25 protein-coding genes are annotated in these 24,104 nt (G+C 67.5%); 7 read left to right on the top strand and 18 right to left on the bottom strand.

The genetic code is table 11. The features are described 5' to 3' along the window. Nucleotides 1–953 (top strand): NAD-dependent epimerase/dehydratase family protein (locus QH195_RS22110; RefSeq protein WP_348537354.1); only part of this gene is annotated, 953 nt, incomplete at its 5' end. A 220-nt stretch (nucleotides 954–1,173) separates the two neighbouring features. On the opposite strand, the gene QH195_RS22105 is transcribed toward QH195_RS22110, so the two are convergent. The 4 genes from QH195_RS22105 to QH195_RS22090 all read right to left on the bottom strand — a co-directional run bounded on the left by QH195_RS22105 (nucleotide 1,174) and on the right by QH195_RS22090 (nucleotide 5,019). Further along, entirely contained in the window at nucleotides 1,174–2,430 is a 1,257-nt protein-coding gene (locus QH195_RS22105; RefSeq protein ID WP_280423208.1) for a KasA/KasB family beta-ketoacyl-ACP synthase, read from the bottom strand. A 135-nt stretch (nucleotides 2,431–2,565) separates the two neighbouring features. After that, the gene (locus tag QH195_RS22100) at nucleotides 2,566–3,372 is read right to left on the bottom strand and encodes a MerR family transcriptional regulator (protein ID WP_280436836.1); all 807 of its coding nucleotides are present in this window, start codon (nucleotides 3,370–3,372) and stop codon (nucleotides 2,566–2,568) included. A 181-nt stretch (nucleotides 3,373–3,553) separates the two neighbouring features. Continuing rightward, nucleotides 3,554–4,363: an SDR family oxidoreductase gene (locus QH195_RS22095; RefSeq protein WP_280423210.1), complete on the bottom strand. Its 810-nt coding sequence runs from the start codon at nucleotides 4,361–4,363 to the stop codon at nucleotides 3,554–3,556. Further along, on the bottom strand, nucleotides 4,360–5,019 hold the full coding sequence (locus tag QH195_RS22090) for a hypothetical protein (protein WP_280436835.1): 660 nt from the start codon (nucleotides 5,017–5,019) through the stop codon (nucleotides 4,360–4,362). The genes QH195_RS22095 and QH195_RS22090 overlap by 4 nt, the downstream gene beginning before the upstream one ends. A gap of 109 nt (nucleotides 5,020–5,128) precedes the next feature. On the opposite strand from QH195_RS22090, the gene QH195_RS22085 reads away from it, so the two are divergent. The 3 genes from QH195_RS22085 (at nucleotide 5,129) to QH195_RS22075 (ending at nucleotide 6,814) form a co-directional block, all read left to right on the top strand. Beyond that, nucleotides 5,129–5,794 (top strand): TetR/AcrR family transcriptional regulator, encoded by a 666-nt coding sequence (locus QH195_RS22085; RefSeq protein WP_280436834.1) that lies wholly within the window; start codon nucleotides 5,129–5,131, stop codon nucleotides 5,792–5,794. A 68-nt stretch (nucleotides 5,795–5,862) separates the two neighbouring features. Then, nucleotides 5,863–6,201 carry a DUF1330 domain-containing protein gene (locus QH195_RS22080; RefSeq protein ID WP_280436833.1) on the top strand — a complete coding sequence of 113 codons (339 nt, stop codon included), beginning with the start codon at nucleotides 5,863–5,865 and terminating at the stop codon, nucleotides 6,199–6,201. A 142-nt stretch (nucleotides 6,202–6,343) separates the two neighbouring features. After that, nucleotides 6,344–6,814 (top strand): hypothetical protein, encoded by a 471-nt coding sequence (locus tag QH195_RS22075; protein ID WP_280436832.1) that lies wholly within the window; start codon nucleotides 6,344–6,346, stop codon nucleotides 6,812–6,814. A gap of 16 nt (nucleotides 6,815–6,830) precedes the next feature. Here the strand turns inward: QH195_RS22075 and QH195_RS22070 are convergent, their stop codons facing one another. Together QH195_RS22070 and QH195_RS22065 are read right to left on the bottom strand one after the other, a co-directional pair. Further along, a complete protein-coding gene (locus QH195_RS22070) occupies nucleotides 6,831–7,166 on the bottom strand; it encodes a YnfA family protein (RefSeq protein ID WP_280423215.1) in 336 nt (111 codons plus the stop codon). 94 nt (nucleotides 7,167–7,260) lie between these two features. Continuing rightward, nucleotides 7,261–8,400: a serine hydrolase domain-containing protein gene (locus QH195_RS22065; protein WP_280436831.1), complete on the bottom strand. Its 1,140-nt coding sequence runs from the start codon at nucleotides 8,398–8,400 to the stop codon at nucleotides 7,261–7,263. A 192-nt stretch (nucleotides 8,401–8,592) separates the two neighbouring features. Here QH195_RS22065 and QH195_RS22060 point away from each other — a divergent pair, with 192 nt between their 5' ends. Both QH195_RS22060 and QH195_RS22055 read left to right on the top strand, forming a co-directional pair. After that, nucleotides 8,593–8,862 carry a metal-sensitive transcriptional regulator gene (locus QH195_RS22060; RefSeq protein WP_280423217.1) on the top strand — a complete coding sequence of 90 codons (270 nt, stop codon included), beginning with the start codon at nucleotides 8,593–8,595 and terminating at the stop codon, nucleotides 8,860–8,862. A gap of 66 nt (nucleotides 8,863–8,928) precedes the next feature. Beyond that, nucleotides 8,929–9,330, top strand: coding sequence for a DUF302 domain-containing protein (locus tag QH195_RS22055; RefSeq protein ID WP_280436830.1), 402 nt, complete (start codon nucleotides 8,929–8,931; stop codon nucleotides 9,328–9,330). Nucleotides 9,331–9,387: 57 nt separating this feature from the next. Here QH195_RS22055 and QH195_RS22050 read toward each other — a convergent pair whose 3' ends face one another. The 3 genes from QH195_RS22050 to QH195_RS22040 all read right to left on the bottom strand — a co-directional run bounded on the left by QH195_RS22050 (nucleotide 9,388) and on the right by QH195_RS22040 (nucleotide 12,985). Then, nucleotides 9,388–10,401 (bottom strand): MerR family transcriptional regulator, encoded by a 1,014-nt coding sequence (locus QH195_RS22050; protein ID WP_280436829.1) that lies wholly within the window; start codon nucleotides 10,399–10,401, stop codon nucleotides 9,388–9,390. Next, nucleotides 10,395–11,081, bottom strand: coding sequence for a HEAT repeat domain-containing protein (locus tag QH195_RS22045; protein ID WP_280436828.1), 687 nt, complete (start codon nucleotides 11,079–11,081; stop codon nucleotides 10,395–10,397). Before QH195_RS22045 ends, QH195_RS22050 begins: the two co-directional genes overlap by 7 nt. A 497-nt stretch (nucleotides 11,082–11,578) precedes the next feature. After that, the gene (locus tag QH195_RS22040) at nucleotides 11,579–12,985 is read right to left on the bottom strand and encodes an MFS transporter (protein ID WP_280436839.1); all 1,407 of its coding nucleotides are present in this window, start codon (nucleotides 12,983–12,985) and stop codon (nucleotides 11,579–11,581) included. A 68-nt stretch (nucleotides 12,986–13,053) separates the two neighbouring features. Between QH195_RS22040 and QH195_RS22035 the strand changes: the two genes are divergently transcribed. Then, on the top strand, nucleotides 13,054–13,659 hold the full coding sequence (locus tag QH195_RS22035) for a TetR/AcrR family transcriptional regulator (protein WP_280436827.1): 606 nt from the start codon (nucleotides 13,054–13,056) through the stop codon (nucleotides 13,657–13,659). Between the two features lie 321 nt (nucleotides 13,660–13,980). On the opposite strand, the gene QH195_RS22030 is transcribed toward QH195_RS22035, so the two are convergent. From QH195_RS22030 to mftE, 9 genes are all read right to left on the bottom strand, one after another. Further along, nucleotides 13,981–14,142 carry a hypothetical protein gene (locus tag QH195_RS22030; RefSeq protein WP_280436826.1) on the bottom strand — a complete coding sequence of 54 codons (162 nt, stop codon included), beginning with the start codon at nucleotides 14,140–14,142 and terminating at the stop codon, nucleotides 13,981–13,983. Nucleotides 14,143–14,506: 364 nt separating this feature from the next. Beyond that, nucleotides 14,507–15,949 carry an ABC transporter ATP-binding protein gene (locus QH195_RS22025; protein WP_280436825.1) on the bottom strand — a complete coding sequence of 481 codons (1,443 nt, stop codon included), beginning with the start codon at nucleotides 15,947–15,949 and terminating at the stop codon, nucleotides 14,507–14,509. Continuing rightward, complete coding sequence (locus QH195_RS22020) at nucleotides 15,946–16,800, bottom strand: ABC transporter permease subunit (protein WP_280436824.1); 855 nt, start codon at nucleotides 16,798–16,800, stop codon at nucleotides 15,946–15,948. The genes QH195_RS22025 and QH195_RS22020 overlap by 4 nt, the downstream gene beginning before the upstream one ends. Further along, nucleotides 16,776–17,717, bottom strand: coding sequence for an ABC transporter permease (locus tag QH195_RS22015; RefSeq protein ID WP_280436823.1), 942 nt, complete (start codon nucleotides 17,715–17,717; stop codon nucleotides 16,776–16,778). Before QH195_RS22015 ends, QH195_RS22020 begins: the two co-directional genes overlap by 25 nt. Beyond that, on the bottom strand, nucleotides 17,702–19,234 hold the full coding sequence (locus QH195_RS22010; RefSeq protein WP_280436822.1) for an ABC transporter substrate-binding protein: 1,533 nt from the start codon (nucleotides 19,232–19,234) through the stop codon (nucleotides 17,702–17,704). The genes QH195_RS22015 and QH195_RS22010 overlap by 16 nt, the downstream gene beginning before the upstream one ends. Nucleotides 19,235–19,479: 245 nt before the next feature. Continuing rightward, nucleotides 19,480–21,156, bottom strand: coding sequence for a fumarate hydratase (locus QH195_RS22005; protein ID WP_280436821.1), 1,677 nt, complete (start codon nucleotides 21,154–21,156; stop codon nucleotides 19,480–19,482). A 162-nt stretch (nucleotides 21,157–21,318) separates the two neighbouring features. Next, a complete protein-coding gene (locus QH195_RS22000; protein ID WP_280436838.1) occupies nucleotides 21,319–21,804 on the bottom strand; it encodes an NUDIX hydrolase in 486 nt (161 codons plus the stop codon). A gap of 83 nt (nucleotides 21,805–21,887) precedes the next feature. Next, entirely contained in the window at nucleotides 21,888–23,105 is a 1,218-nt protein-coding gene (gene mftD / locus QH195_RS21995) for a pre-mycofactocin synthase MftD (RefSeq protein ID WP_280436820.1), read from the bottom strand. Further along, entirely contained in the window at nucleotides 23,102–23,803 is a 702-nt protein-coding gene (gene mftE / locus QH195_RS21990) for a mycofactocin biosynthesis peptidyl-dipeptidase MftE (protein WP_432278254.1), read from the bottom strand. Before mftE ends, mftD begins: the two co-directional genes overlap by 4 nt. Between the last annotated feature and the right edge of the window lie 301 nt (nucleotides 23,804–24,104).

The raw sequence follows: 24,104 nt of genomic DNA, 5'->3' as shown, positions 1-24,104 counted from the left end.
CGCGTGTGGGGCACCGCCGACCCGAGAGGAGCGACCGAGCGATGAAGGTTTTCGTCACCGGCGCCACCGGGGCGCTCGGTAGCCGAACCGTCCCGGCCCTGATCGGTGCCGGTCATACGGTTACCGGGCTGGCCCGTACTCCGGAGAAAGCTGCCGCCCTCCGGGCGCAGGGCGCCGAGCCGGTCACCGTGTCACTTTTCGACCGTGACCGGTTGGCCGAAGCATTCACCGGCCACGACGCCGTGGCCAATCTCGCCACCGCGCTGCCGCCCTCCTCGAAGTTCCTCGACAGTCGCGCGTGGGCGGAGAACGCGCGGATACGCACGGAAGGGTCGGCGGCAGTGGCCGCGGCCGCCGGCGCCGCGGGTGTCGACCGGTTGATCCAGGAGTCGGTCTGCATGATCTACCGCGACAGAGCAGACCGGTGGATCGACGAGCAGTGGCTCACCGACGATTTTCCGCTGGCCCGCACCAACCATGCCGCGGAAGCGAGTACGCAGACGTTCGTCGATTCCGGCGGAGCCGGCGTCGTTCTGCGGTTCGGATTGTTCTACGGGCCCGAATCCATCCACAGCAGAGAATTCCTGGCAATGGCCCGCCGCGGTATCGCGCCGATGTTCGGGCGTCGCGACAGTTTCGTTTCCTCCCTTCACCTCGCTGATGCGGGCGAGGCCGTGGCGGCCGCCCTCACAGTCCCTGCCGGTGTCTACAACGTGGTCGATGACCACCCGATCACGAAGTACCAGTACGCCGAGGCGATCGCTCATGCCGCCGGGCGCACCCACTACCTCCGAGCGCCCGGCCGCCTCGCGATACTCCTGGGTGCCCGTACCACATCCCTGACCCGGTCGTTGCGCGTCAGCAACGCGCGATTCCGGGAGACGACCCGGTGGGCGCCCTTGTTCCCGAGCGCCACCGACGGCTGGGCAGACTTCGCGACACACAGCGCATAAGGGTTCCGCGGGTCGATACACATACGAGGTTCCCTGCATCCCGGGCCGGGGATGCGGGCTGCGCTGCGCCGAGCCCTGGCAGGATCTCCGGCTCGGGTCGGAAGCGGCAATTATCGTCCGGCACAGTAGTGCGGCCGGCCACGTCGACACCGGTAGCGCCGTCGCACGACCGAACGAGGTGGTCACGGCGAAAAGGACACCGAAGAGCCTCAACCGGCTTTCATCGCCGACCGAAAGCCAGTGCGACGTTGTGACCCCCGAATCCGAACGAATTGTTGATCGCGTAATCGATTCGGCCGCGGCGGGGCGCACCGGTGACGATATCGAGGTCGACAGCGGGGTCTTGGTTGTCCAAGTTCAGTGTCGGTGGGATGACCTCGTCGCGGATGCTGAGGACGGTGAGTACCGATTCCAGGGCGCCGGCGGCTCCGATCGAATGTCCCAGCGCGGATTTCGGCGCATACACGGCGGGATGAGTGCCGACGGCCCGGTTGATCGCCGACGCTTCGGCGGTATCGCCGATCGGTGTCGCGGTGGCGTGCGCGTTGACATGGGTGATGTCCGATGTGTTCAGACCCGCGGTCTGCATCGCGCGGGTGATCGCGCGCGCCGCGCCGGTGCCCGTAGGGTCGGGCGCGACGAGATGGAAACCGTCGGAGGTGATCCCGGCACCGAGCACGCGGGCGAGAACGGTGGCACCGCGGGCTCGGGCGTGTTCCTCGGTTTCGAGGATCAGCAGGGCGCCGGCTTCGCCGAAGACGAAACCGTCGCGGTCGGCGTCGAAGGGACGTGACGCCCCCCTCGGGTCGTCGTTGCGAGTGCTCATCGCCCGCATCATCGAGAACGCCGCGATCGGTACCGGGTCGATATAGCCTTCGACGCCGCCGGCGACCGCCATATCGGCATCGCCCATAGCGATCATCTGCCAGGCCCGCGCAATCGCCTCGGAACCGGACGAGCAGGCCGACACCGGGGTCACCACACCGGCGCGGGCCTGGAGTTCGAGGCCGACCACCGCTGCCGGGCCGTTGGGCATCATCATCTGGACCGCCAGCGGCGAAACCCGCCGATAGCCGGAGCTTTCGAGTGTGTCGCGAGCCTCCACGACCGCGTCGCCACCGCCTTGGCCGGTACCGATCGCCACCGCGAGCCGGTCCCGGTCGACCTCCGGGCTTCCCGCATTCCGCCAGACTTCCCGGCCGAGCACCGTGGCCAGGCGTTCCACATACGCCAGACGCCGCAACTCCACCCGAGTCAGAAGCGTTTCCGGCCGGACCTTCAACGGTCCGCCGATCCGCACCGGGAGGTCGTATTCCTGGACCCAGGGCTCCTCCAGGCGATCGATGCCGGACGCACCGGCCAGTAGGCCGGCCCAGGTCGCGTCGATATCTCCGGCGATGGAGGTGGAAGCCGCCACCGCTGTCACGACGATATCGGGGAACCTTCCGTCCGCCGCGAACGGATTACGAACCTGCACCACGCGCCTCCCTGCTCAGCACCGTATTCGACTTGGTTGACCATTCGGTTGTGCCCCACGCCCGTCCGAGCCTTCCATCGAAACCAGCGGAATGAGCGAGGAATCTCCAGATGCGCCGGAGATGTCCGGACTTTGCTACTGCCAGGCCGCAGTGTCGGGGTCTACACCGTGGGCGCGGGCGCCGGCGTCGACGCTTCGGCGGAACCAGGTGGCGAGACCGGCTCGGATACCGTCGTAGTGGGCGGCGAACCCCGGATCGGTCTCGTACATGCGGCCCAGACAGACCTGCATCTGCCTGGTGAGGGGAAAGTACGACGAACTGAACACTTCGCGGTGCCGCTCGACGAGCTGATTCGCGGCCGGACTGTCGGGTTCGATACCGGCCTCCATCGCGTCGGCGAGGGCGCCGTCGAAGGCGGTCACGGTGTCGGCGACAGCCTGCCATTCTTCCGGGCTGCGGGCGGCCGCGCGTTCGGCGTATTGCTGCCATTGCGCGGTATCGCCGTAGCGCTCACGGGCTCGGGTCGGCCAATCCGGATTCCACCGGGGCCCGAAGACCTCCACCTGCTGGTCCGCGTCGAGGAGCAGCCCACGTTCATGAGCTTCGATCATCCGATCGAGCCCGGCGCCGAGTTGCTGGAGCCGGTCGATCCGTTCGGCGACCTGCGCGCGCTGCGCACGCAGGGCTTCGGCCACGTCGGCGGCCGGATCGTCCAGGATGCCCTGGATCCGGTCCAGGCCGAGGCCGAGTTCGCGGTAGACGACGATACGATGCAGGCGTTCCTGATCGCCCGCGGTGTACAGCCGGTATCCGGCCGCGGTGCGCAGTGAGGGCCGCGCCAGACCGATGTCGTCCCAGTGGTGCAGCGCGCGCACGGTCACGCCCAGATGTTTCGCGGCCTGACCGACGGTCAGGCCATCGGCGCGGTCGGTTTCGGGCATGCTCACCATTCTCACCGCGAGGCAACCGGGTGGGTCTCAGGGGTAGGTGCCGCACAGCTTCGTCCCGCTCCTGTGCCTCGAAATCGAGGCGGCGGTGTGGTTGCTCCCCGCTACGCCGCCACCGGCGAGCCGCGCCGATGCAATCGGTTTCCGGAGCGGACGCTGTTGCGGAATCCGTGGATCACCGTTGCTGGATGCGATCCAGATAGTCCTTCCGCTGCGCCGGGTCGTATCCGCCGTACTCGGTACCGCCGACGAAACGTTTGAGCCACCACAGAACCGGCGCCGGGATCAGCTCCTCGACCAGGCCTATCGGTGCGAGCCAGCGGGGTACGGTCACCTCACCGCGGCCGTGGCCGGCGCTGTCGGCGATCACGGTGGCGACCTGCTGCGGAGTCAGCGTGGGCTGCAAGCGCAACCGCACGCCGGAGGTGAGGTCGGTGTGGGTCGCCGCGGGTAGCACGGCCGTCACGGTAACGCCCGAGCCCGCGAGTTCGGCACGCAGCGCGCGGGAAAACGCCACGACACCGAACTTCGACGCGCAGTAGGTCGCGATACCGGGTGTGGTGACCTTGCCTGCCATGGAAGCGACGTTGACGATATGCCCGCGCCGCCGCAGGCGCATCCCGGGCAGTACCAGGTGCACGCCGGTGAGCACGGCGCCGAGATTCACCGCGAGTTCGCGCTGTACGGCGGCGAGATCTCGATCGGCGAAACCGCCCATGAACTGGACGCCGGCATTGTTGACCAGGATATCTATCGGACCCTCGGCTTCCGCTGCCGCTACAAAAGCGCGGAAGCTGTCTTCGTCGGTGACATCCAGCGCGTGGGCTACGGCACCGATTTCGGCAGCGGTCTGTTCGGCGGCCGGTAGATCACGGTCGCCGATCCATACCCGGGCACCGCGGGCGATGAATTCCGCGGCGGTGGCCCGGCCGATTCCGCGCGCCCCGCCGGTGATGCACACCCGGGCGCCGCGCACGTCGATCACAGCGGGCTGCCGATCGGCTCGCGCAATGCGAAGTAGGCGATGAGCCTGATCGCACCGTCGTTCATCCGCAGCAGTGCCCGGCCGAGGTAGACGCCGGGGATCACCTCCACGATTTCGTCGCGGGTCCGCCCGATGGGGAAGGTCCGGACAGTCGGATTACGGTATTCGGACACCGAATAGTCGAGGGCGCGCACGGTCTTGGCGGATTCGAGCCAGCTCGGCGCCAGTGCGTGTGCGAAATCGAAACCCTCCATTTCCCCACCGGCGCGGCGCAGGCCGAAGTAGCCCGCGGTGATGATCGGCATCACCACACCGGCGATCGGCGAGAGCCTGTTCCAGCCGACCCCGCCCGCCAGGTCGAACGTCTTACCCCGCCAGGTCGGGTCGATGCGCATCAGCGGGTTCGCCAACCGGGCTTCGGGGATCCCGAAGAGTTTCCCGACGATCAGGCCCTCCAGCTTCCCGTCCGGCCCGTCCGGCGCTACCCCGGCGGCGAACATCTCCGCCAAGGCGGCGTGATCGTCCCGCGCACCGAGACCGGTCAGGTAGTCCCACGCCTGCACACGCGCCGAGACCGGCCGCACCGCCGCTTGTTCCCGCAGCTCGGCGCATATCGCGCGCGGCGCCGACTGCTGTTGTTCCGGATGTACCGTCATCACCCACTCCAATCTGGTACGTTCTCGTACCAGTTTATTTGGTACGAAACTGTGCCAGATACTCGAATCGCGTGTCAATGCCCCGGCGCGGAAATGGGAGGATGATCGCGTGCCGACCGCCGAACGCAAGTACGCAGGAGATTCCGCTCGCACGCGGCTTCTGCGGCGGCGCACGGCACTGATCGACGTCGCACTCACCGAAATGGCCGACAACCGCTGGCGCACGGCCACGGTCGAGGCACTGTGCCGGGCGGCCGAACTCAATAAACGCTACTTCTACGAAAGCTTCGACGGCCTCGACGCCCTCGCCGACGCGGTGATCGAAACGATTGCCACCGAGGTGGCCGAGGCAGCCGTCGCCGGCTACATTCCGCTGCTCGACCGGCCCGTGGAGGAACAGGCCCGCGGCGCCATCACCGCTGTCGTCGATATCCTCGGCGACGATCCGCGCAAAGCGCTCGTACTCCTGGGTGGCGTCTCCACCACCCCGGTTGCGCACGAGAAACGCGCCGCCGTCATCACCGGGCTCACTGCCGCGTTGATCGCCCACGCCCGCACCACCCACGATGTGTCCCTCGAACAGGACTCCCTGGCCGCCACCGCCCCCGCCTTCGTCATCGGCGGCACCGCCCAAGCGATCCTGTCCTGGGCCGGCGGAGATCTCCCGGTCGACCGCGACCGCCTCGTCGACGACATCACCGCACTGTGGATGACCCTGGAACACGGCGCCACCGAATTGGCCCGTGCCCGCCTCTCCGGCACCGAAACGCCCTGACCCGGCCGGCTGCGCCTTTACCTCAGCGGTAATTGCCGCCCGGCACGGCACGAACCTACCGTCACAACATGTCCGCCTATGGTTTTGCGCACCTGCGTAATCGCAGACCGCACCCCGATATTCTCGAATACCTGGAACGCATCCAGGCCACGCTGGACCCGTTCGGTGGCCGATTCGTCATCCACGGACCCCCGGTCGAGATCTTGGAAGGCGACTGGCCGGGAAGTATGGTGCTGATCGAGTTCCCCGGGATCGACGAGGCCCGCGACTGGTACCACTCGGCCGCGTACCAGGAGATCCTGCCCTTGCGCGCCGATCACATCGACGGCGACCTGCTGTTGATCGAAGGTGTGGCGCCCGATTACGACCCACGCGAACGCGCCGCGAAACTGCGCGCCCACGCTTGACCCTATCGGGCGGAATGGCTCGCCCTGGCGGGATCTGAGCCGGACGATCGCCCCGGCGACGCCCGTTCGATGTGGGCGTACTTCCGGCAGTCACGATCCGTTCCCGCCTCAGTGGGTCGCGTTGCCGCATAAGATCATCGGCGTGTCCGGTAGCGAGGGAGAAGACCCGAGACAGGTCGAACTCATCGGGCCGGTCGCCGGGGTGATCACGTATGCGATTGCGGCCTGCCTGGTTCTCGTGGGGCCGATCGTCGCATTGACGGCGGATTCGCCGGCCAGTGCACTGTGCCCGGGAATCATCACCTTTCCGATCGGGCTCACGCTCGCGGTGCAGACCTACAAGTGGCGGGGGACCGAGCGGCAATTCCGGTCCGCCGGGGTCCCGGCGACAGCAGAGATCCTCTCCGTGCGAATACGCAAAGGGGGCGAGTCCCCGGATGTCGCCGAATTACGGGTCCGGATCAGCGAACCGGGTTTCGCCCCGTTCAAAGCGGACTGTGAGGTGCCCGCCGGCGCACCGCCACCGCGGGTCGGTGATCGGCGTCAGGTGGTGGTCGATCCCTCGGACAATTCTTTCGTGATCGGCTACGACCACTTGTTCGAACAGGATTGACGGTTCGGCCTGCTGTTCAGGCCGGCCGGGGCGCGTACATGATGACGGCGACTCCGATGAGACAGATGGCGGCTCCGGCGATATCCCAGCGATCGGGACGGAAACCGTCCAGGACCATGCCCCACAGCAGTGACCCGGCGACGAAAACTCCTCCGTAGGCGGCGAGGATACGCCCGAAGTGGGCGTCGGGCTGGAGTGTGGCGACGAAACCATAGAGGCCGAGTGCGATGACACCGGCACCGATCCAGGCCCACCCGCGGTGTTCGCGTACCCCCTGCCAGACCAGCCAGGCGCCGCCGATTTCCGCGACGGCGGCCAGGACGAACAGAAGAATGGAACGCAGCACGGTCATGAGCGGAGCCTAGACATCGGGAACCACGATGATTGTGGCGCAGCCGCCGGTGAACGCGATGCGAGCTGTGCCGGGAGCTCACTACCGGCGAAAATCATTCGGCAGGCTCGGCACCGAAGACCTCGTCGACGAGCCGCTGCACTGCCCGCTGGAACTCCGCCGACAGGGACAGCGCGGCATCGTCGACATAGTTCAGTGTGGCGGTCAGAGTTCTGCCGCCGTCGGGCGTACTGAACATGAGCGCCGCATGACCCGCGGCACCGCCGTTGTGCGTGATGAGGGTGCCGTGACCGGTTTCCTGGACGAACACGCCGAGGCCGTAGTCCATGCCGGGGATGCCTGTCGGGTGGGGTGTGCGCATCTGCGCCAGCAGTTCGGCCGGCAGGAGTTTCCCGCTGTTCAGGGCGGAGATGAACAGGTGCAGGTCGCGGGTGGTCGAGATCATGTCTCCGCCGCTGGAGATCCAGGAGGGATTGTGCCGGGTGACGTCGACCGTCCGCTCCGCACCGGCATCGTCGTAGCGGTAGTAGGCGTGGGCGTGGGGTGCGGGGATCTCGGTCTGGGTGGTCGGCGCCACGGTGCCCGTCAGTCCCAGCGGCCCCAGGATCAGCCGTTCCATCTCCTGCGCGACCGACTGTCCGGTGACCCGCTCGATCAGCAGCCTGGCCACGACGTAGTTGGTGTTGGAGTAGCTCCAGCCGCTACCCGGCTCGAACCGGGCGGGTTTGGACAACGCCAGCCGTACCAGCTCCTCCGGCCGGTAGGTGCGGAACCGGTTGTCCACCCACTCCTTACCCGAAATGGTGCTGGCGATACCCGGTACGACCGTCCCGTCCGGGTAGTACTCGCCGGTGAAGTTGAAGATCCCGCTGGTGTGCTGCAGCAGCATCCGCACCGTGATCCGCTCGTCGATGCCGAATTCGGGCAGATATCCGGCAACCGCGTTGTCCAGCCCGATCCTGCCCTCGGCCACCAGTTGCAGTACGAGGGTGGCGGTGAAGGTCTTGGTATTGCTGCCGATCCGGATATGACCATCGACCGGAGGTTTCGTGGTTTCGCCCAGGGCACTCGCTCCGGCGCTGCCGACCCATTCACCCTGCTCGTCGTGCACCCGCAGGGTGATCCCGGTGAAACCGGAATCGACGATATCGTCGATCACCTGCTGCAATTTCCGGGTATCCCGTTCGCTGGTCCGCGAGGCGGCGTTGTTCTGATCGGTCACAGTGCTGGACATGGTGTCTCCTTCGAATATCTCTGGCGATACGAAGACTTTCGCCGGGGTCACTGACAGCGCACTGACACCCGCCTGACACTCGCACTGACACGACCTCGGCCGCGGAAACCGGACCGGTTGCGCTCGCCGACACCTGCCCGAATATACCCCCCGGGGTATTGTGGGAGGAGAACGCGATGGAAGGAAACTGCGATGGTCGGTAACGACGAAACGATCACCCAGGTGCTCAACCGGCTGCGCCGGGCGCACGGGCAGCTCGCCGGGGTGATCTCGATGATCGAACAGGGTCGTGAGTGCAAAGACGTCGTCACGCAGCTCGCGGCCGTTTCCCGCGCACTGGACCGCGCCGGGTTCAAGATCATCGCTACCGGCCTGCGCGAATGCATGACGGAAGACACCGAAAACGGTTCCGAGCCGATGACCGAGGCCGAATTGGAGAAGCTGTTCCTGGCCCTCGCCTGACCGGCGCACGCAGATCCGCCGCCGGGGCGGCCTTCGCCCGGAAACCGGACACCGAAAGGACATACCGTGGACATCGCACTGTCGACCACCTTGCACACCGGCTTCGACGAGGCCGTCGAAATGACCCGCACCGCACTGTCCGAACAAGGTTTCGGGGTGCTGACCGAAATCGATATGCAGGCAACGCTGAAGGCCAAACTCGGTGCGGAGATGGAGGAATACCTGATCCTCGGCGCCTGCAACCCGCCGCTGGCGCATCAGGCCGTCGGTGTGGACCGGCGTATCGGGCTGCTGTTGCCGTGCAATGTGGTGGTCCGCCGCGACCCCGCCGCCGCCGGCACCGTCATCGTCGAAGCGATGAACCCCGACATCATGGTCGAGGTCACCGCCGAGCCCGCGTTGAACCCCGTCGCCGCCGAGGCGACGGCGAAACTCCGGGCCGCTATCGACTCCCTGCACGCGGACTGAACGGCCGCGTTACACGAGCGGTCCGGTCCAGCGCATCGTGCGACCGGCGGAACTGCTTCACCTATCCGCGGCAGACCGTTCCTCGACCGCTCGTACGAGTGCCGATGCGAGCAGGGCGACGGCCCTTTCGTCATCGTGGGTGAGTTGCCGAAGAAGGTCCAGTGCGAGATTCCCCGGCATCTCGGCAAGGGCCTGGGTCAGTCGCGTGCGCGCCGCGGGGTCGTTCTCATGCGCGGCGAACTCGGCGGCCAGCGCGGTCATGATCCGGTCCGCCCATACGGCGTCCTCGGCCAGACCGCCCAGCAGTTCGGCCGCCTCCACATCGTTCGGGCCCTCGACGACCGTGCGGATGAGTTCCGGGACAGCCGCGGTAACACCCCGAGAGCCCAGGGCAAGGGCCGCATACCGGCGGACCGTCGGGTCCCGATCCGTGAGCGCGCCGGTCAGCACGGCAGTGGCCTCGGGCAACTCGGCGAGCGCACGGATCGCGCGCCGGCGGATATCGGCGTCGGCCGAGCGCAGACCGGACGCGAGACCGTCCACCGCATCCCCCTCGGCTCTGGCGAGGGCCCACCGCAGTGAGCCGGCGACGTTGGGATCGGTTTCGGCGAGAATTGCGGCGGCCAGCAATTCGGCACGCGGCGGCACATCCTCGGCCGGAGCCAGAACCGCCTGCTGCCGCCGCGCGGCATACGGCGAACCGAGTCCGTGCAGGAGCTCGACGATACGCAAGACATCCTGCCAGCCGGAGGGGCCGGCGGCATCGACGGCGCGGAGCCGGTCGAGAAGCTCTTGTTCCCGGTCGATTCGTTCGCCGGTCTTCCGGATGAGGTCACCGACCAGTGTGGACGGGGCGAAACCGGGGTCGTCGAGGGCACGTCCGATCTGACGCAGCGACAATCCCAGCGACCGCAGGCCCTCCACATGGAAAATCCGCCGGATGTCCTCGGGAGAATATTCGCGGTAGCCGCCCACGGTACGGCCGGTCGGCCGCACGAGCCCGAGGGAGTCGTAATGCCGGAGCATCCGCGTACTCACCCCCGAGCGTCGTGCGACCTCACCGATCAGCATGCGGCCGCCTCCGCACCGTCCGGTCCGAGGGCCACCACGCGCCGGGCCGCGTCGATCGCTAGGTCGAAACCGGCGTCCGGGTCGTGCAGGAGGCGCTGGGTGGCGCTCGCATGTGCCCGCACCACCGGGTCCTCTGCTGCCGTAGCCGCCTCGAGTACGGGCTCGGCCATCTCACCGAGCGCGACGAAGGCCCGGCTGAGACTGAGCCGGACTTCTCGATCGCCCCGGCCCAATTGGGTGACCAGTTCTGCGGCCAGTGCGCTCTTCTCCTCGTCCGGCGCCAGCACGACGGCAGCGCGCCAAGCGGTCCGCGCGACCTCGTCGTCAGGGTCGCGCAGCAGTGATCGGGTGATTGCGGGCCAAGCGGCGCGGTCACCGATCTTGGACAGCGTATGCAGAGCCTGGCTGCGCGCCTGCGCTCGATCCGAAGCCAGTTCAGCACGGAGTTTCGGAAGCGTGATCTGCGACGGAAGCCTGGTCAGCGCCCAGGTGAGCATATCGCGCACGAAGAAGTCCGGTTCTACCGCGCACCGCTGCACCAGTGCGTCGACGAACTCGGGCACGGGATGGGTGCCGGCGGACAGCGCCGCCTGTAGCCGCGTCGACGAGTCCCGGGCGGCCAATGCGCCGACCAATTGCGTGTGTTGTGAGTTCCTGTGTGTCGAGTTGATGGTTACCACCTCCGACGACCAGTGAAGACCTTGTCACAGTGACAAGGTCAAGTACCGGAACATCGGGGCACCTCATCGGGGGCATGTCACTGACCGCGCGATGCGAGCGACATGCACGATGCGCCCGCCCGAGCAGCATGTACCCGGAGCGGGCGCAGCTTTCTTCCGTGGAACAAGGACTGAGAGCGAGTTGGCAGTGGCGGCCCGGCGCCCACCACGGTCACCGCCCTCGCAGGTGCAACTGTCCGGAAAAAGACAGTTGCCGACGGCGCGACAATGGGCTCATCGTGTCAGCTGATGCCGACGTCGAGCCCGAACATCACGGCGAGCCACCTGAGGAACAGGTCGATACCCACACCGACATCGAGTCCGAAGGAACCCATCGCTCCCACCTCCTTCCCGTGGATCGATCTGGTGCATTTTCCCGACCCATCTGCTATATCGGCGCCCGGGACCAGGATGTATCGGCCGGCGGCAGACGCCATCCGATTCGTTCCCCAGTGGACCTACTGTGTCGGTTCAGCGGTATCGCGCCGCCCGGGCAGCAGGATCGAGCCGGCAGCGACCGCGACCATGATCACCGCGATCGCCACGAAGGCCCGGTTGTAGCCGGCGAGCGTGCCCGGTGTGGCCACCGTGATCAGCACGGCCAGTCCGAGTGCGGCCCCGGCCTGCTTGGTCGTGTTCATCAGCCCGGCCGCCGCACCGGCTTCGCCCCGGCCGACTCCGGATGTCACAGCCGCGGTGATCGGTGTGTTCAGCAATCCGGCTCCGACACTGAAAACCACCGCTGGGCCCAGTAGTCCGTCGATATAGCCACTGGCGTGGTTCAACTGGGCCTGCCACAGGAACCCGGCGGCCGCGGCGAGAGCGCCTGCCGCTATCAGCAACCGCCCCTCTACGTAGCGCATCAACCAGGGTGTCGCCCAGGCACCGACCACGATCGCGACCACGGTGTGCGGCAGGAACGCCAGGCCGGTCTCCAGCGGACCGTAACCGAGCCCGGCCTGCATCGACAGACTGAGGAAGAACCACATCGGATTCAAACAGGCGCCGGCCAGGAACAGGAGCAGGTTGCCCGCGGCCACCGACCGGATCCGCCACAGCCGCACGGGAAGCAGCGGTGACATTGCGTACCGGCTCTCCACCAGCACGAATGCCGAGAGCAGCAGCCCACCGGCACCGAGCCCCGTCAGGGCCGGGACCGCGGCCCAGCCGAGAGAAGCGGCCTCGCCGATGCCATACGCCGATGCCAAGAGCCCGCCGGTCACCAGCACCGCGCCCGGTATATCCAGCCGAGGCGGGGAGACCGGGCTGTCGGCGTCGATCACTCGCACCGCGACGATGACCGCGACCAGCGCGATCGGCACATTGACCAGCAATGTCGACCGCCACGTCCCCCATTCGGTCAGCACGCCACCGAGCAGATTGCCCGCGGTACCGCCCGCCAGGCCGAGCGCAGTCCACACTGCCAGCGCCCGTGTCCGTGCCCGTCCTTCTTCGAAGGTCGTGGTCAGAATCGCCAGCGTCACGGGCGCAAGCGCCGCCGCACCCACACCCTGTACCGCTCGCGCACCGATCAGCCAGGCGCCCGAATCCGCCAGCCCGCCCGCCAGGCCTGCCCCGGCGAACACCGCGAGACCCGCCAGCAGCATGCGCCGGCGCCCGAACAGATCGGCCGATCGCCCGCCCAGCAGCAGTAGTCCTGCGAACACCAGCGCATACGCGTTGACGACCCAGCCCAAAGCGACTTCGCTCAGCCCGAGTGAGTTGCGAATCGACGGTAGTGCCACGTTCACCACGGAGATATCGAGCACCACCATGAACTGTGCCGTGCAGGCAACGGCGGATACCGCGACCGCCCGCAGTGCATCCCGGTCACCGGTTACCGCACGATCCTGGTCGATCGGCATACTCACCTCCAGTGTGATACACGTGTACCGTATACAAATGTATCAATTCCGGAGATCAGGAGAACCCGGTGCCCAGAACCGCCGATCACGCGGCCCGCCGAGCACAGATCGCCGAGGCGCTCGTCCGTGTCGCCGCCCGCGACGGCCTGCACGCGGTCACCATGCGCTCGGTCGCCACCGAAGCCGGGATCTCACTTCGCCTGGTGCAGTACTACTTCCACACAAAATCCGGACTCATGACCGGCGCCCTGCAACACCTCGAACAGCAATCCCATCGCCGCTGGGCAGACCGACTCGCCGGCCTGCCGGACCCGGCCCCACCACGCGCATTCATCGAAGCCTTTCTCACCGAAGCGCTACCGACCGACGAACCCAGCCGTGTCTTCCATCTGGTGGGCACCTCCTACGCCATGCTCGCCCTCACCGACCCCGACCTGGCCACACCGGACTTCGCCGCCGGAATCGGCCGCCTCCAGCAGCAACTCACCGACGCCCTCATCCGCGCCGCCGACCACGGCGAGCTCACTCCCGGCCTCGACCCCGAACGGGAAGCTGCCCGGCTGGTCGCGTTGGCCAACGGCCTGGGCACCGGCATACTGGCCGGCCGGCACACTGCCGACGCCGCCGCCGAACTGGTGCGCTATCACCTCGACCAACTCTTCCCCACCACCTGAACCGGGCCCGCCCGCCGACCGGCAGCGACGACCGGCCCGACCGGTGAAACCCACGTCGGCACGGACAACCCCGCCCGGCGAACTCCACCGGCCGTCACCGCACGGATCCAGCCGAATTCGGCATTCGAACGGGCCACGATACCCACGTCGATGATGCCGCCGCCGCGGCTGCGAGAGCCGCAGGCCGCACAGGCGGAAAATACCGCCGTGGCCGGCCGAGGGTCGCCCAGCGGCGCCGACCGCTCGAATTCGGCCCAGCGGGCTGGAGAGCCGTGACGTCCGGACCGTCACTTCCGGATTCGGTCGTGCTTGTCGGCGAATTCAAGAAACCGGGGTATGACCACCCCCCTGGTTCGCCCACAGCAGATCGTGCCCGATGCCCGGAATTATCTCCACGTCGACGGACGGAATGTACTTCCGGGCCCGAGCGGCTCCGATTTCGGGGTCGTCGACCACTGTTTCGACACCGAACAGCACCAGCACCGTGGGGCGAATTTCTCGAACCGGTGCCGCACCAAACCGATGCCCATGATTCCGGGCAGCAGCAAGACCGGTCCACCCTCGCCGGTTCCGGATTTGCGCCACACGCGTCGTCCCGAACGACGTTTCTACGTCGAGGACCGTCGAGGGTTCCAACCGGCCCGGCACATTGCCGCAATCGGACGGTATGCACAGCCATCGGCCTGACCGATGACGTTCTCCACGATGCTTGTGATCCGGAGGCCGGTTCCTGGGGTGTGGGAGTCGCCTCGAAGCACCTCGCTGGAGTTCTTCACCCAGGCAACCCGGCCACCGGGCCGTGGCCGAACCTGCACCGGGCGCGGCCCGCACATCCGGCACCGCCGGGTCAGGCGAGCAGGGCTTTAGTCTGTGGGGCGGTGGGCTCGGCGAGAACAGCGGCGGTGTCCCCGGTCTCCACGACCCGGCCGTCCGCGAGGACGAGTATCCGGTGACAGTGCCCGGCCACCAACGACATATCGTGGCTGATGACGAGCACGCTCATTCCGCTGTCGATGCGGGTGCGGTCGACCACGGCCATGATCGCGGCGGCCGTTTCGGCGTCGAGGGCGGAGGTGATCTCGTCGCAGACCAAAACCTCGGGCGCGGCGGCCAGCGCCCGGGCGATCGCGACCCGCTGCCGCTGGCCGCCCGACAGCTCGTCCGGGTAGCGAGGCAACATCGCGGGGTCCAGCCCGACCTTCTCCAACAGGGTTGCGGCACGGGCGGCCACATCGCGCGACCGGGTTCCGCTCAGCTGCAGTGGCCGCGACAAATTCTGCAATACAGTGTGTTTCGGGTTCAGCGTGGACAGCGGGTTCTGGGGTACGAGCTGGATGCGCCGGCGGTCGCGGCGGCCACGGCGCGCATCCCCGATGCCCAGCCGGCGTCCGTTCACCTCGAGGTTCCCCGACGCCGAGGTGTGCAGGCCCGCGAGTACCCGCGCCAAAGTGGTCTTGCCGGCCCCGGACGGACCGACGAGCGCCACCGATTCACCTGTGCCGACGGTGAGATCGACCGATTCCAGCAGCCTGCGGCTGCCCCCGTGAGCGGATATCGCCTCCGCACGCAGCGCGACCCGGTCCCCCACGACGGGGCCGGTGGATACGGGCAATTCACCGAGCAACGCGGCCCGTGGTTCGCCCAGACAGAGCACATCATCGGCCAGTCGATGCAAGGTCGCGGTGTCGTGGCCGGACACCAGCACGGCGATCTTCTCGTCGGCGGCCAGCGATCGCAGCAGGTCCGCGATATCGTTACGCAGTTGTCCGTGCAGTCCGGCCAGCGGCTCGTCGAGGACGAGCACACCGGCCCCGCGGACCAGCGCCGATGCGAGTGCTACGCGGCGTTGTTCACCTCCGGACAGTTCCCCCGGCCGGCGGCGCAGCAACTCTTCCGGCAGCCCCACCCGGCCGAGCGCCGCGACTTGTGCGGCATGGGCGGTTCCCGGCGACGCCTCGGCGAGGAGTGAACGGATTCGCATGGCCGGGTTCAGCGCGGCGCCCGGATCCTGGCCGACATAGGCGAGATGCTCGCGGCGGAAGGCCTGTAATGCCTTGCGGTGCAATGCGAAGATGTCCTGTCCGCGGATATGGACCGAACCGTTCACGCGCGTGGCGCCCGCGGCCAGATGACCGAGTACCGCCCGCATCAAGGTGGTTTTACCGGCGCCGGACGGTCCGGTGATCGCTGTGATCGTGCCCGGCGGTACCTGGAACGACGTGGGTGCCAGCAAGTCGGCGCCGGAGACCGACCGGATCGAGAGATTCTCGACCGCAACTCCTGTGGTCATACGCCGCGCCTCCCCCGCCCGAAGGCCGCCACGGCACTGTTCACACTCACCGCGAGCAATCCGATGGCCAGGCTCGGGGCCAGGACGGCGGCCGGGTTGAGCAGGATGCCGGAGGCGTTCTCGCGGACCATGACCGCCCAGTTGGCGTCGCCGAGCGTGGTCGGCAACTGCAGGAAGGCCGCGGTGCTCACCAGATACATCGCCTCCACGAAACGCAGACCCAGCTGAGTGAGCAGCGTTTCCCGCAGGTTCGGCAGCACCTCCCGGACCACCAGATACGCCGCGCCCTCCCCGCGACCCCGAGCCGCCTCGACGAAACCGGAAGACGCGACCCCGGCGGCCGCGGCCGCGAAAACACGCGCGGTGTACGGCGTCCCGGCGACAACGCAGACGATGACCAGTCCCACGGCGCCGGATTCCGGCCAGGACAGCATGAACAGCAGCATCGCCAGCACCGGAGGCAGGAGCATGCCCAGGTCCGCGGCCCGTTCGATCCACGCGCCCACCCTCGGGTACAGCGCGGCTACGGAGCCGAGCACCGCCGCGCATCCGGTCACCAGCAGCGCGATGAGCACGGCGACCAGCAACAGCCCCCATCCACCGTGCAGTAACTGGCTGGAGACGTCGTGGCCGAGCCGGTCACCGCCCAGCCAGGCCTCGCCGCTCGGTTCGGCGAAGGTGATTCCGACCGGGTGATCGACGGGATGTGGCGCGAGTACGGGCCCTAGAATCGCGGCAACCACCACAACGACGGCGGGCAGCGCGGGCAGCCAGAGCCGGAATGCGGCGGTGGCGGGCCGGAAACGGCGAGCGGTGGTCGACAGCGTCACGGCCGGCCTCGATTCGACCACACCCGGATGGCATCGGCCACCAGCAGAATGCCCATGATCGTCGCCCCGGTGACGGCGACGACCGCCGCGACCAGGGCCGTATCCCGATCGGATACGGAACCGGCGATCATGGCACCCATCCCCGGATAGTTGAAGATCGTCTCCACGACCAGTGCGCCACCGAACAGGGTGCCGACCGAGGTGGCGAACGACATCGCGATGGTCGGCAGGGCGAACGGCAGGATATGGCGCAGCAGAACCGTGCGCTCCGGAAGCCCGTTCAGGACCGCGCTTTCCACATGCGGCGCGGCGGCGGCATCGGCCACCGCGCCCCGGACGACCCTCAGGTTCCAGCCCACCTGCGGTATCGCCAGGGCCAGCACCGGCAGGATCAGCATGTCCGCACCGGCCGGATATCCGGATCGGTCGGTGAAGGTCACCGCGGGCAGCCAGTCCAGCCATAGCGAGAACACGAGAACGAGCAGAGTCGCGATGACGAACTCGGGCACCGCGATCACGAAGGCAGAACCGGGTTGGAGTGCGCGCGCGGCCAGGCCGGTGGGCCGCGCCGCCCACCACAGACCCAGCAGCAGCGCTACCGTCACGGTCAGGAACATGGCGACCGACGCCAGCAGCAGCGTTTGCGGAAACTTGTCCGCCAGCAGTTCGTTCACCGACTGCCCGCGCGCGGTGGTCCCGAAGTCGCCCGTCGCCGCCCCGCTGATCCAATCCCAGAAGCGGACGGGCAGCGGCCGGTCCAGGCCGAGTTCGTGCTCCTCGGCCGCGATCCGTTCCGCGCTCGCATCCCGTCCCAGCACGGCTCGGGCCGCGTTACCGGGCAGCAGGTCGACGACCACGAACACCATTGCGAGTAGGGCGAACAGCAGCCCGATCCGGCGCGCCACCGTCGCGGCGAATCCGATCAACGCGATAACCACGCCCGCTCGAGCTGCACCCGGCCGTATCCGCCCAGTGTCGGCAGGCCGTGCACGGATCTGGAGGCGATATCGATACCGTCGGCCATCCCCCACACAATGTATCCGCCGTGATCGTGCTGGATCCGCTGGATATCCCGGCAGGCCGCGGTGTACTCGGCGCCGGGCGGTGCGGCGAGGGCATCGGTATAGGCATGGTCGAACGCGGTATCCCGGAAGCCGGTCTCGTTCCATTTGGTTCGCGAGTACATGACCTTGCTGGCGAAGAAGACCACCGAATCGTTGGTGCCCCAGTTCACCGTATACAGCGGCGCCGTCAGCCAGGTCTCGTCGTAGAAGGCGTTCGCCTCCTGCACTACGACCTCGATTTTCAGGCCGATATCAGCGGCCTGGCTCGCGAAAACCTTCGCCGACTCGACCTCACCCACCGCTTCCTGTTTCGTGAGCAGGCGATACGTCTTCGTGGTGTCGAATTTCGCGTCGGCGAGCAATTGCCGGGCGCGGTCGATATCGCGTTCGCGCTGCGGTATCGACGTATCGTATTCGGGGTCGGCGGTGCCGAGAATATCGTTGGCGACGGTGCCGTACCCCGACAGCACCTGGGCCACCATCGCTTCGCGATCCACTGTGAGCCGCAGCGCTTCCCGCACCCGCGGATCGGCGAAAGGCCCGTCGGAGGTGCGCATCGCGATCGCGACCGCGACATCGTTCGGCCGTCGGATCACCTCCAGTTCGTCGCGGGATTCGGCCGTCCGCCCGGCCACGGCGCCCACGCTCGAGGCGAGATCGATCTGGCCCGCCATGATCGCATTGGCCATCGATTCCGGACTTTCGAACAGCGTGACTTCGACGGCGTCGAGCAACGGCGCTTCTCGATACCAGTTCTCGTTGCGTACCAGACGAGCATTTCCGTTGTCGTAGGACTCCAGCCGGAACGGTCCCGTGCCCACCGCCGCGTCGAAATCGGTGGTCCCCGCGGGCACCACGAATGTCATCATCCGCAGCAGCAGCGGTAACTGACTGTTCGGGGCCGCGCAGGTCAGCACCACCGCGTTCGGACCGGCGGGCTGGATATCGGCACCGGACGGTACGGGCACCTTGGTTTCGCCCGCGATCTCGTGCAGCCGGCGCAGCGACCAGACGACATCGGCGGAGGTCACCGGACGGCCGTCGTGGAATCGCGCCCCGTCCGCGATCGTGAAGGTCCACTTCCGCTGCTGCGCATCGGCTTCCCACCGCGATGCCAGCCGTGGAGCCACGTTGGGATCCGCACCCGGAACGGTCAGCGCATCGTAGACGAGCGAGGCGATCAGGAAATCACTCTCGTTGCTCAATGTCTGGTGCGGGTCGCGCTCGATCTTGGACGCTTTCCCGATCGCACCGACCCGCAACGTCCCACCCCGCTGCGGCGGGCCGTCGGACCCCTCGGTGGGTGACGAACCGTCACCGCAACCGGCAACCAGCAGTACCGCACCCAAACCCAGGCCGACCTTGAAGACATGACGCCTATTCAAATCCACAGCTCGACCTCATCCAGCCCGATCCAAGGTTAGCCTCTGCTAACCGGACTGAGGGTATCGCCGTGACTACGAACCGGGCAACACTTCACCGGATACCGGCCCCCGCGCCGCCCGGGGGGCGGCGATCGACTCCCGCGCGAGCGCGGCCGAACGAACCGGGACTTCGAACCCGTGCCGTGTGCACTGCTACGAAAACCGAGACTCCCGGACTCGCGCGGCGACCGGGAGTTCCGATGGCGACCGGCTCAGACGCGTTCCTTCGACCGGGTCCGCACGCGCAGGGCGATCGGCTTCTGGGTCTCGGCGAAGAAATCGTTGCCCTTGTCGTCGACCACGATGAACGCCGGGAAGTCCTCGACCTCGATCTTCCAGACCGCCTCCATACCCAGTTCGTGGTATTCGAGGACCTCCACCGATTTGATGCAGTCCAGGGCGAGCCGGGCGGCGGGGCCACCGATAGACCCGAGGTAGAACCCGCCGTGTTCCTTGCAGGCGCGGGTGACCTGGGCGGAGCGGTTGCCCTTGGCGAGCATCACGAACGAACCACCGGCCGCCTGGAATTGGTCGACGTAGGAATCCATGCGGCCCGCGGTGGTGGGGCCGAACGAACCGGAGGCATAACCGTCGGGGGTCTTCGCGGGACCTGCGTAGTAGACGGCCATATCCCGCAGGTACTGCGGCATCTCCTCGCCCGCGTCCAGCCGCTCCTTGATCTTGGCGTGCGCGATATCGCGGGCCACAACCAGCGGACCGGACAGCGAGAGCCGCGTCTTCACCGGATATTTCGACAGTTCCGCGCGGATCTCGTCCATCGGGCGGTTCAGATCGACCTCGACGACATCGCCGCCGAGGATCTCGTCGGTCTGCTCCGGCAGGTACTGCGCGGGTTCGCGTTCGAGCTGTTCCAGGAACACACCTTCGGGCGTGATCTTGGCAAGCGCCTGCCGGTCGGCGGAGCAGGAGACCGCCAATGCGACCGGGCAGCTCGCGCCGTGCCGGGGCAGCCGCACCACGCGCACATCGTGGCAGAAGTACTTTCCGCCGAATTGAGCACCGATCCCGAACGACTGGGTCAGTTTGAACACTTCCTGCTCGAGCTCGAGATCCCGGAAGGCGTGCCCGGTCATCGACCCTTCGGTGGGCAGGTTGTCCAGATAGTGCGCGGAGGCGTATTTGGCGGTTTTCAGCGCGAATTCGGCACTGGTTCCGCCGATGACCACGGCGAGGTGGTAGGGCGGGCAGGCCGCGGTGCCCAGCGAGCGGATCTTCTCGTCCAGGAACTCCAGCATCCGGGTGGGATTCAGGATGGCCTTGGTTTCCTGATAGAGGAAGGATTTGTTCGCCGAACCGCCGCCCTTGGCCATGTACAGGAATTTGTAGGACGGCTGCGCGGGATCGCCGGGGGTGGAGTACAGCTCGACCTGCGCGGGCAGATTCGAGCCGGTGTTCTTCTCGTCCCACATGGTCAGCGGGGCCAGCTGTGAATACCGCAGATTCAGTTTCGTGTAGGCGTCGAATACGCCGCGGCTGATCCATTCGGCGTCGTCCACACCGGTGAGCACGCCCTCGGATTTCTTACCCATCACGATGGCGGTGCCGGTGTCCTGGCACATGGGCAGAATGCCACCGGCCGAGATATTGACGTTCTTGAGCAGGTCCAATGCGACGAACCGGTCGTTGCCGCTGGCCTCGGGATCATCGATGATGCGGCGCAGCTGCGCCAGATGCGCGGGCCGCAGATAGTGGCTGATGTCGTGCATCGCCTCGGCGGTGAGCATGCGCAGCACCTCGGGGTCGACCTGCAGGAAGGTCCGGCCGCCGGATTCGAAGGTGCTGACACCTTCGGTGGTGAGCAGCCGGTACGGGGTGTCGTCGGCGCCGATCGGGAGCAGGTCTGAATAGCGGAACTCGGGAGCGGTCACCGATCGCACTCCTTCGGAAGTGGGCTGCGGGTGGAACAGGGCACAGCCACGGTGGACGCCGCTGTGCCGGGAGTCGAGCAGAGCGAGCTTAACGACCGACCACCGCACAGCTAGAAGTAAGGCAACCCTAAATCGTAACCTCCGGAGCGCGGCCGCGGGGCGCTACGGCATGCGAAGTTTCAGCAACAGATAGGCGGCCAGCGACGGACCGTCCGAAATCACCCCATCTCGCAGCATGCCCTCCACCTCCGACCGTGAAAACCACTGCTGGCGCATATCCTGTTCGGTGTGCTCGCGATTCGGCTCACCGGGCGACAGATCAGTGGCGAGGAAAACATGGCAGCCCTCCCCGGTCATGGCATTCGCGATCTGAACCCGGCCGAGTCGTTCCAGCCGGCCCGCCGTGAAACCGGTCTCCTCGGCGAGTTCGGCCGCGGCCAGTTCCTCCGGACTCCCGGTCACCCCGGCCGGAAACGCGCCGGATGGGAACTCCCAGCTCCGGGCGCGTACCGGATACCGATATTGCTCCACGAGATGGAAGCCCTCGTTCTCCATGGGGAGGACGAGCGCGAAGTCCGGTTTCTCGACCACCGAGTACAGGCCGGGCGACCCGTCCCCGCGCTCGATCCGGTCCTCGCGCACCGTCATCCACGGATTTTCGTACACGACCCTGGACGCCACGGTTCTGATGCTCACGCGTCCAGTGTCGCGCTGCGACGACCCTGATGCCGTTATACGGCTTCCGCGGCCGAGTCCGGGACCCGCAACTGCGCCGGCGTATCGACGCCCAGCCGGCGTTCGAAACCCTCCGGGACCACGATGTCCGACCGGTCCAGCTCGGTGACCTTGGTCTTGCGCAGCCCGAGCAGCGCGGAATCGATACCGCCGCGCAGCAGGTCCAGCACGTTCTCGACCCCGGCCTGACCGTTGGCCGCCAGGCCCCACAGGTAGGCGCGGCCGATCATCACCGCCCGCGCACCGAGCGCGACGGCCTTCACGACATCGCTCCCCCGCCGGATACCGCCGTCGAGCAGGATCTCGACCTCGTGGCCCACCGCGTCGGCCACCACCGGCAGTGCGCGGATGGACGCCGGCGTGCCGTCCAGGTTGTTACCACCGTGGTTGGACACCGAAATGGCCGCGACACCGGCATCGACGGCACGCCGGGCGTCGTCCACCCGCATCACACCCTTGAGCATCACCGGCCCGTCCCACTGTTCGCAGACCCAGGCCACATCGGCCCAATCCGGGGCAGTGGTGCCCATCCATTCGCCGTACGCGCCGAAGAAACCGGGAGCGGGGGCATCACCGAGGGCCATATTGGGGGCGGTGAGATCGGGCAGCGTACCCGAACGCAGGTAGCGGGTCAGCCAGCGCGGCTTCACGACCACCTGCGGCGCGAAACTCGCCATGGTGCGCAGGTCCAGCTTTTCCGGGATGACCGGCGAGCCCCAGTCGCGCCCCATCGAGAACGACCAGTCGAGCGTGAGGATCAGCCCCACCGCACCGGCGGCCTTCGCCCGCGCCATCCGCGCGGAGATATCGTCCTTGCTGCCGCACCAGTAGAGCTGGAAGAAGGTCATCGGATTCGCGGCGACGACCTCCTCCACCGGTTTGCTCGCGAACGACGACAGCCCCATGGCGGTCCCCCGGGCGGCGGCCGCTCGCGCCACCGCGACCTCACCGTCGGGATGGACGGCCTGCACGCCGGTCGGCGAGATCAGGACCGGCATCGAGATCTGCTGACCCATCACGGTGGTGGACTGGTCGCGTTCGCCGATCGGGCCGGCGACATGCGGGGCGAAACCGAGCTCGGTGAACGCGGCCTGATTGTCGTCGATGGTCTGGCCGCGCTCCGAACCGGCGACCAGGGCGCCGTACACGGATTTCGGCAGCCGTTTCTTCGCCCGGCGGTGGGCCTCGGCGACGGTTTCGAACCACGGGTTCATGGTCGGATCCTTTCCATTGGTTCCGGCCACCATTGCCGGACCTGATCGAACAACTGGGAGACGAGACCGGTGAGCAGCCGCTCCCCCTCGGCGGCCGTGGCGCCGGTGGGGTCGCCGAGGACCCCGTTGGCACTGACGGCGCGTACTCCGCCGGCACGCAACTGCGGCAGCACCTCGGACAGTGGGCGAGTATCGCCGGGCCGGGCGCGATCGCCGCGCACCCGGTCCGGTGCGAGGCTCAGTTGCAGGGAGGTTTCGGTGCGGCCGGCGTGGGCGTCGCCGGAGTAGTGCGGCAGGAACAGCCGGATATCGCGGGATTCGCTGCGTAACAGGGTCACCGCCCGGCGCAGCGGTTCCACATTTCCGCCGTGCCCGTTGACCAGCACGATTCGCTCGAAAGTATCGGTCGCCGACCGGCACAGCTCGACGATCAGCAGTTCGAGTGCGGCCTGCCCGATGGACAGCGTGCCCGGGAAACCGCTGTGCTCTCCGCTGGCGCCGTATGCGACGGCCGGGGCGACCACCACATCACGGCGGCGACCGGCCAGGCCCGCGCACAGCGCGCCCGCCAGATCGGTGTCGGTGGACAGGGGCAGGTGGGGGCCGTGCTGCTCGGTGGACCCCACGGGCACCACGAGCAGCGCCCCGCTGTTGCCGAGGTCACCGGCCTCCGGCCATGTGAGGTCCGCCACCATCATGCCGCCGACATTAACGTCAGCCACTGACAAAATCAATAGGGGCGCCCCTCCGGCACGCAGTGGCTCGATTCCGGCGGTTCATCGTTCAGAATCTTCCTGTGACGGCACAGCATCCGCGGGGGGGGGCCCCCCGGGGCCCCCAACGCCCACACGAGCAGGTGGCCGCGGCGATCGGGGGGGCGGGGGGGGGGGCGCCGGGGGCGCCCCCCCGCGCCCCACGGCCCCCACCTGCCCCTGTCCACCGACTCCGATCTGGCGGGCGCGCTGTGCGCGGGCCTGGCCGGTCGCCGCCGTGATGTGG

Origin of the sequence: Nocardia carnea (assembly GCF_029868855.1) — a bacterium.
Lineage (GTDB): Bacteria > Actinomycetota > Actinomycetes > Mycobacteriales > Mycobacteriaceae > Nocardia > Nocardia carnea_A.
The sequence above is the reverse complement of the archived record's forward strand: the minus strand, read 5'-3'. Positions and strand labels throughout refer to the sequence as shown.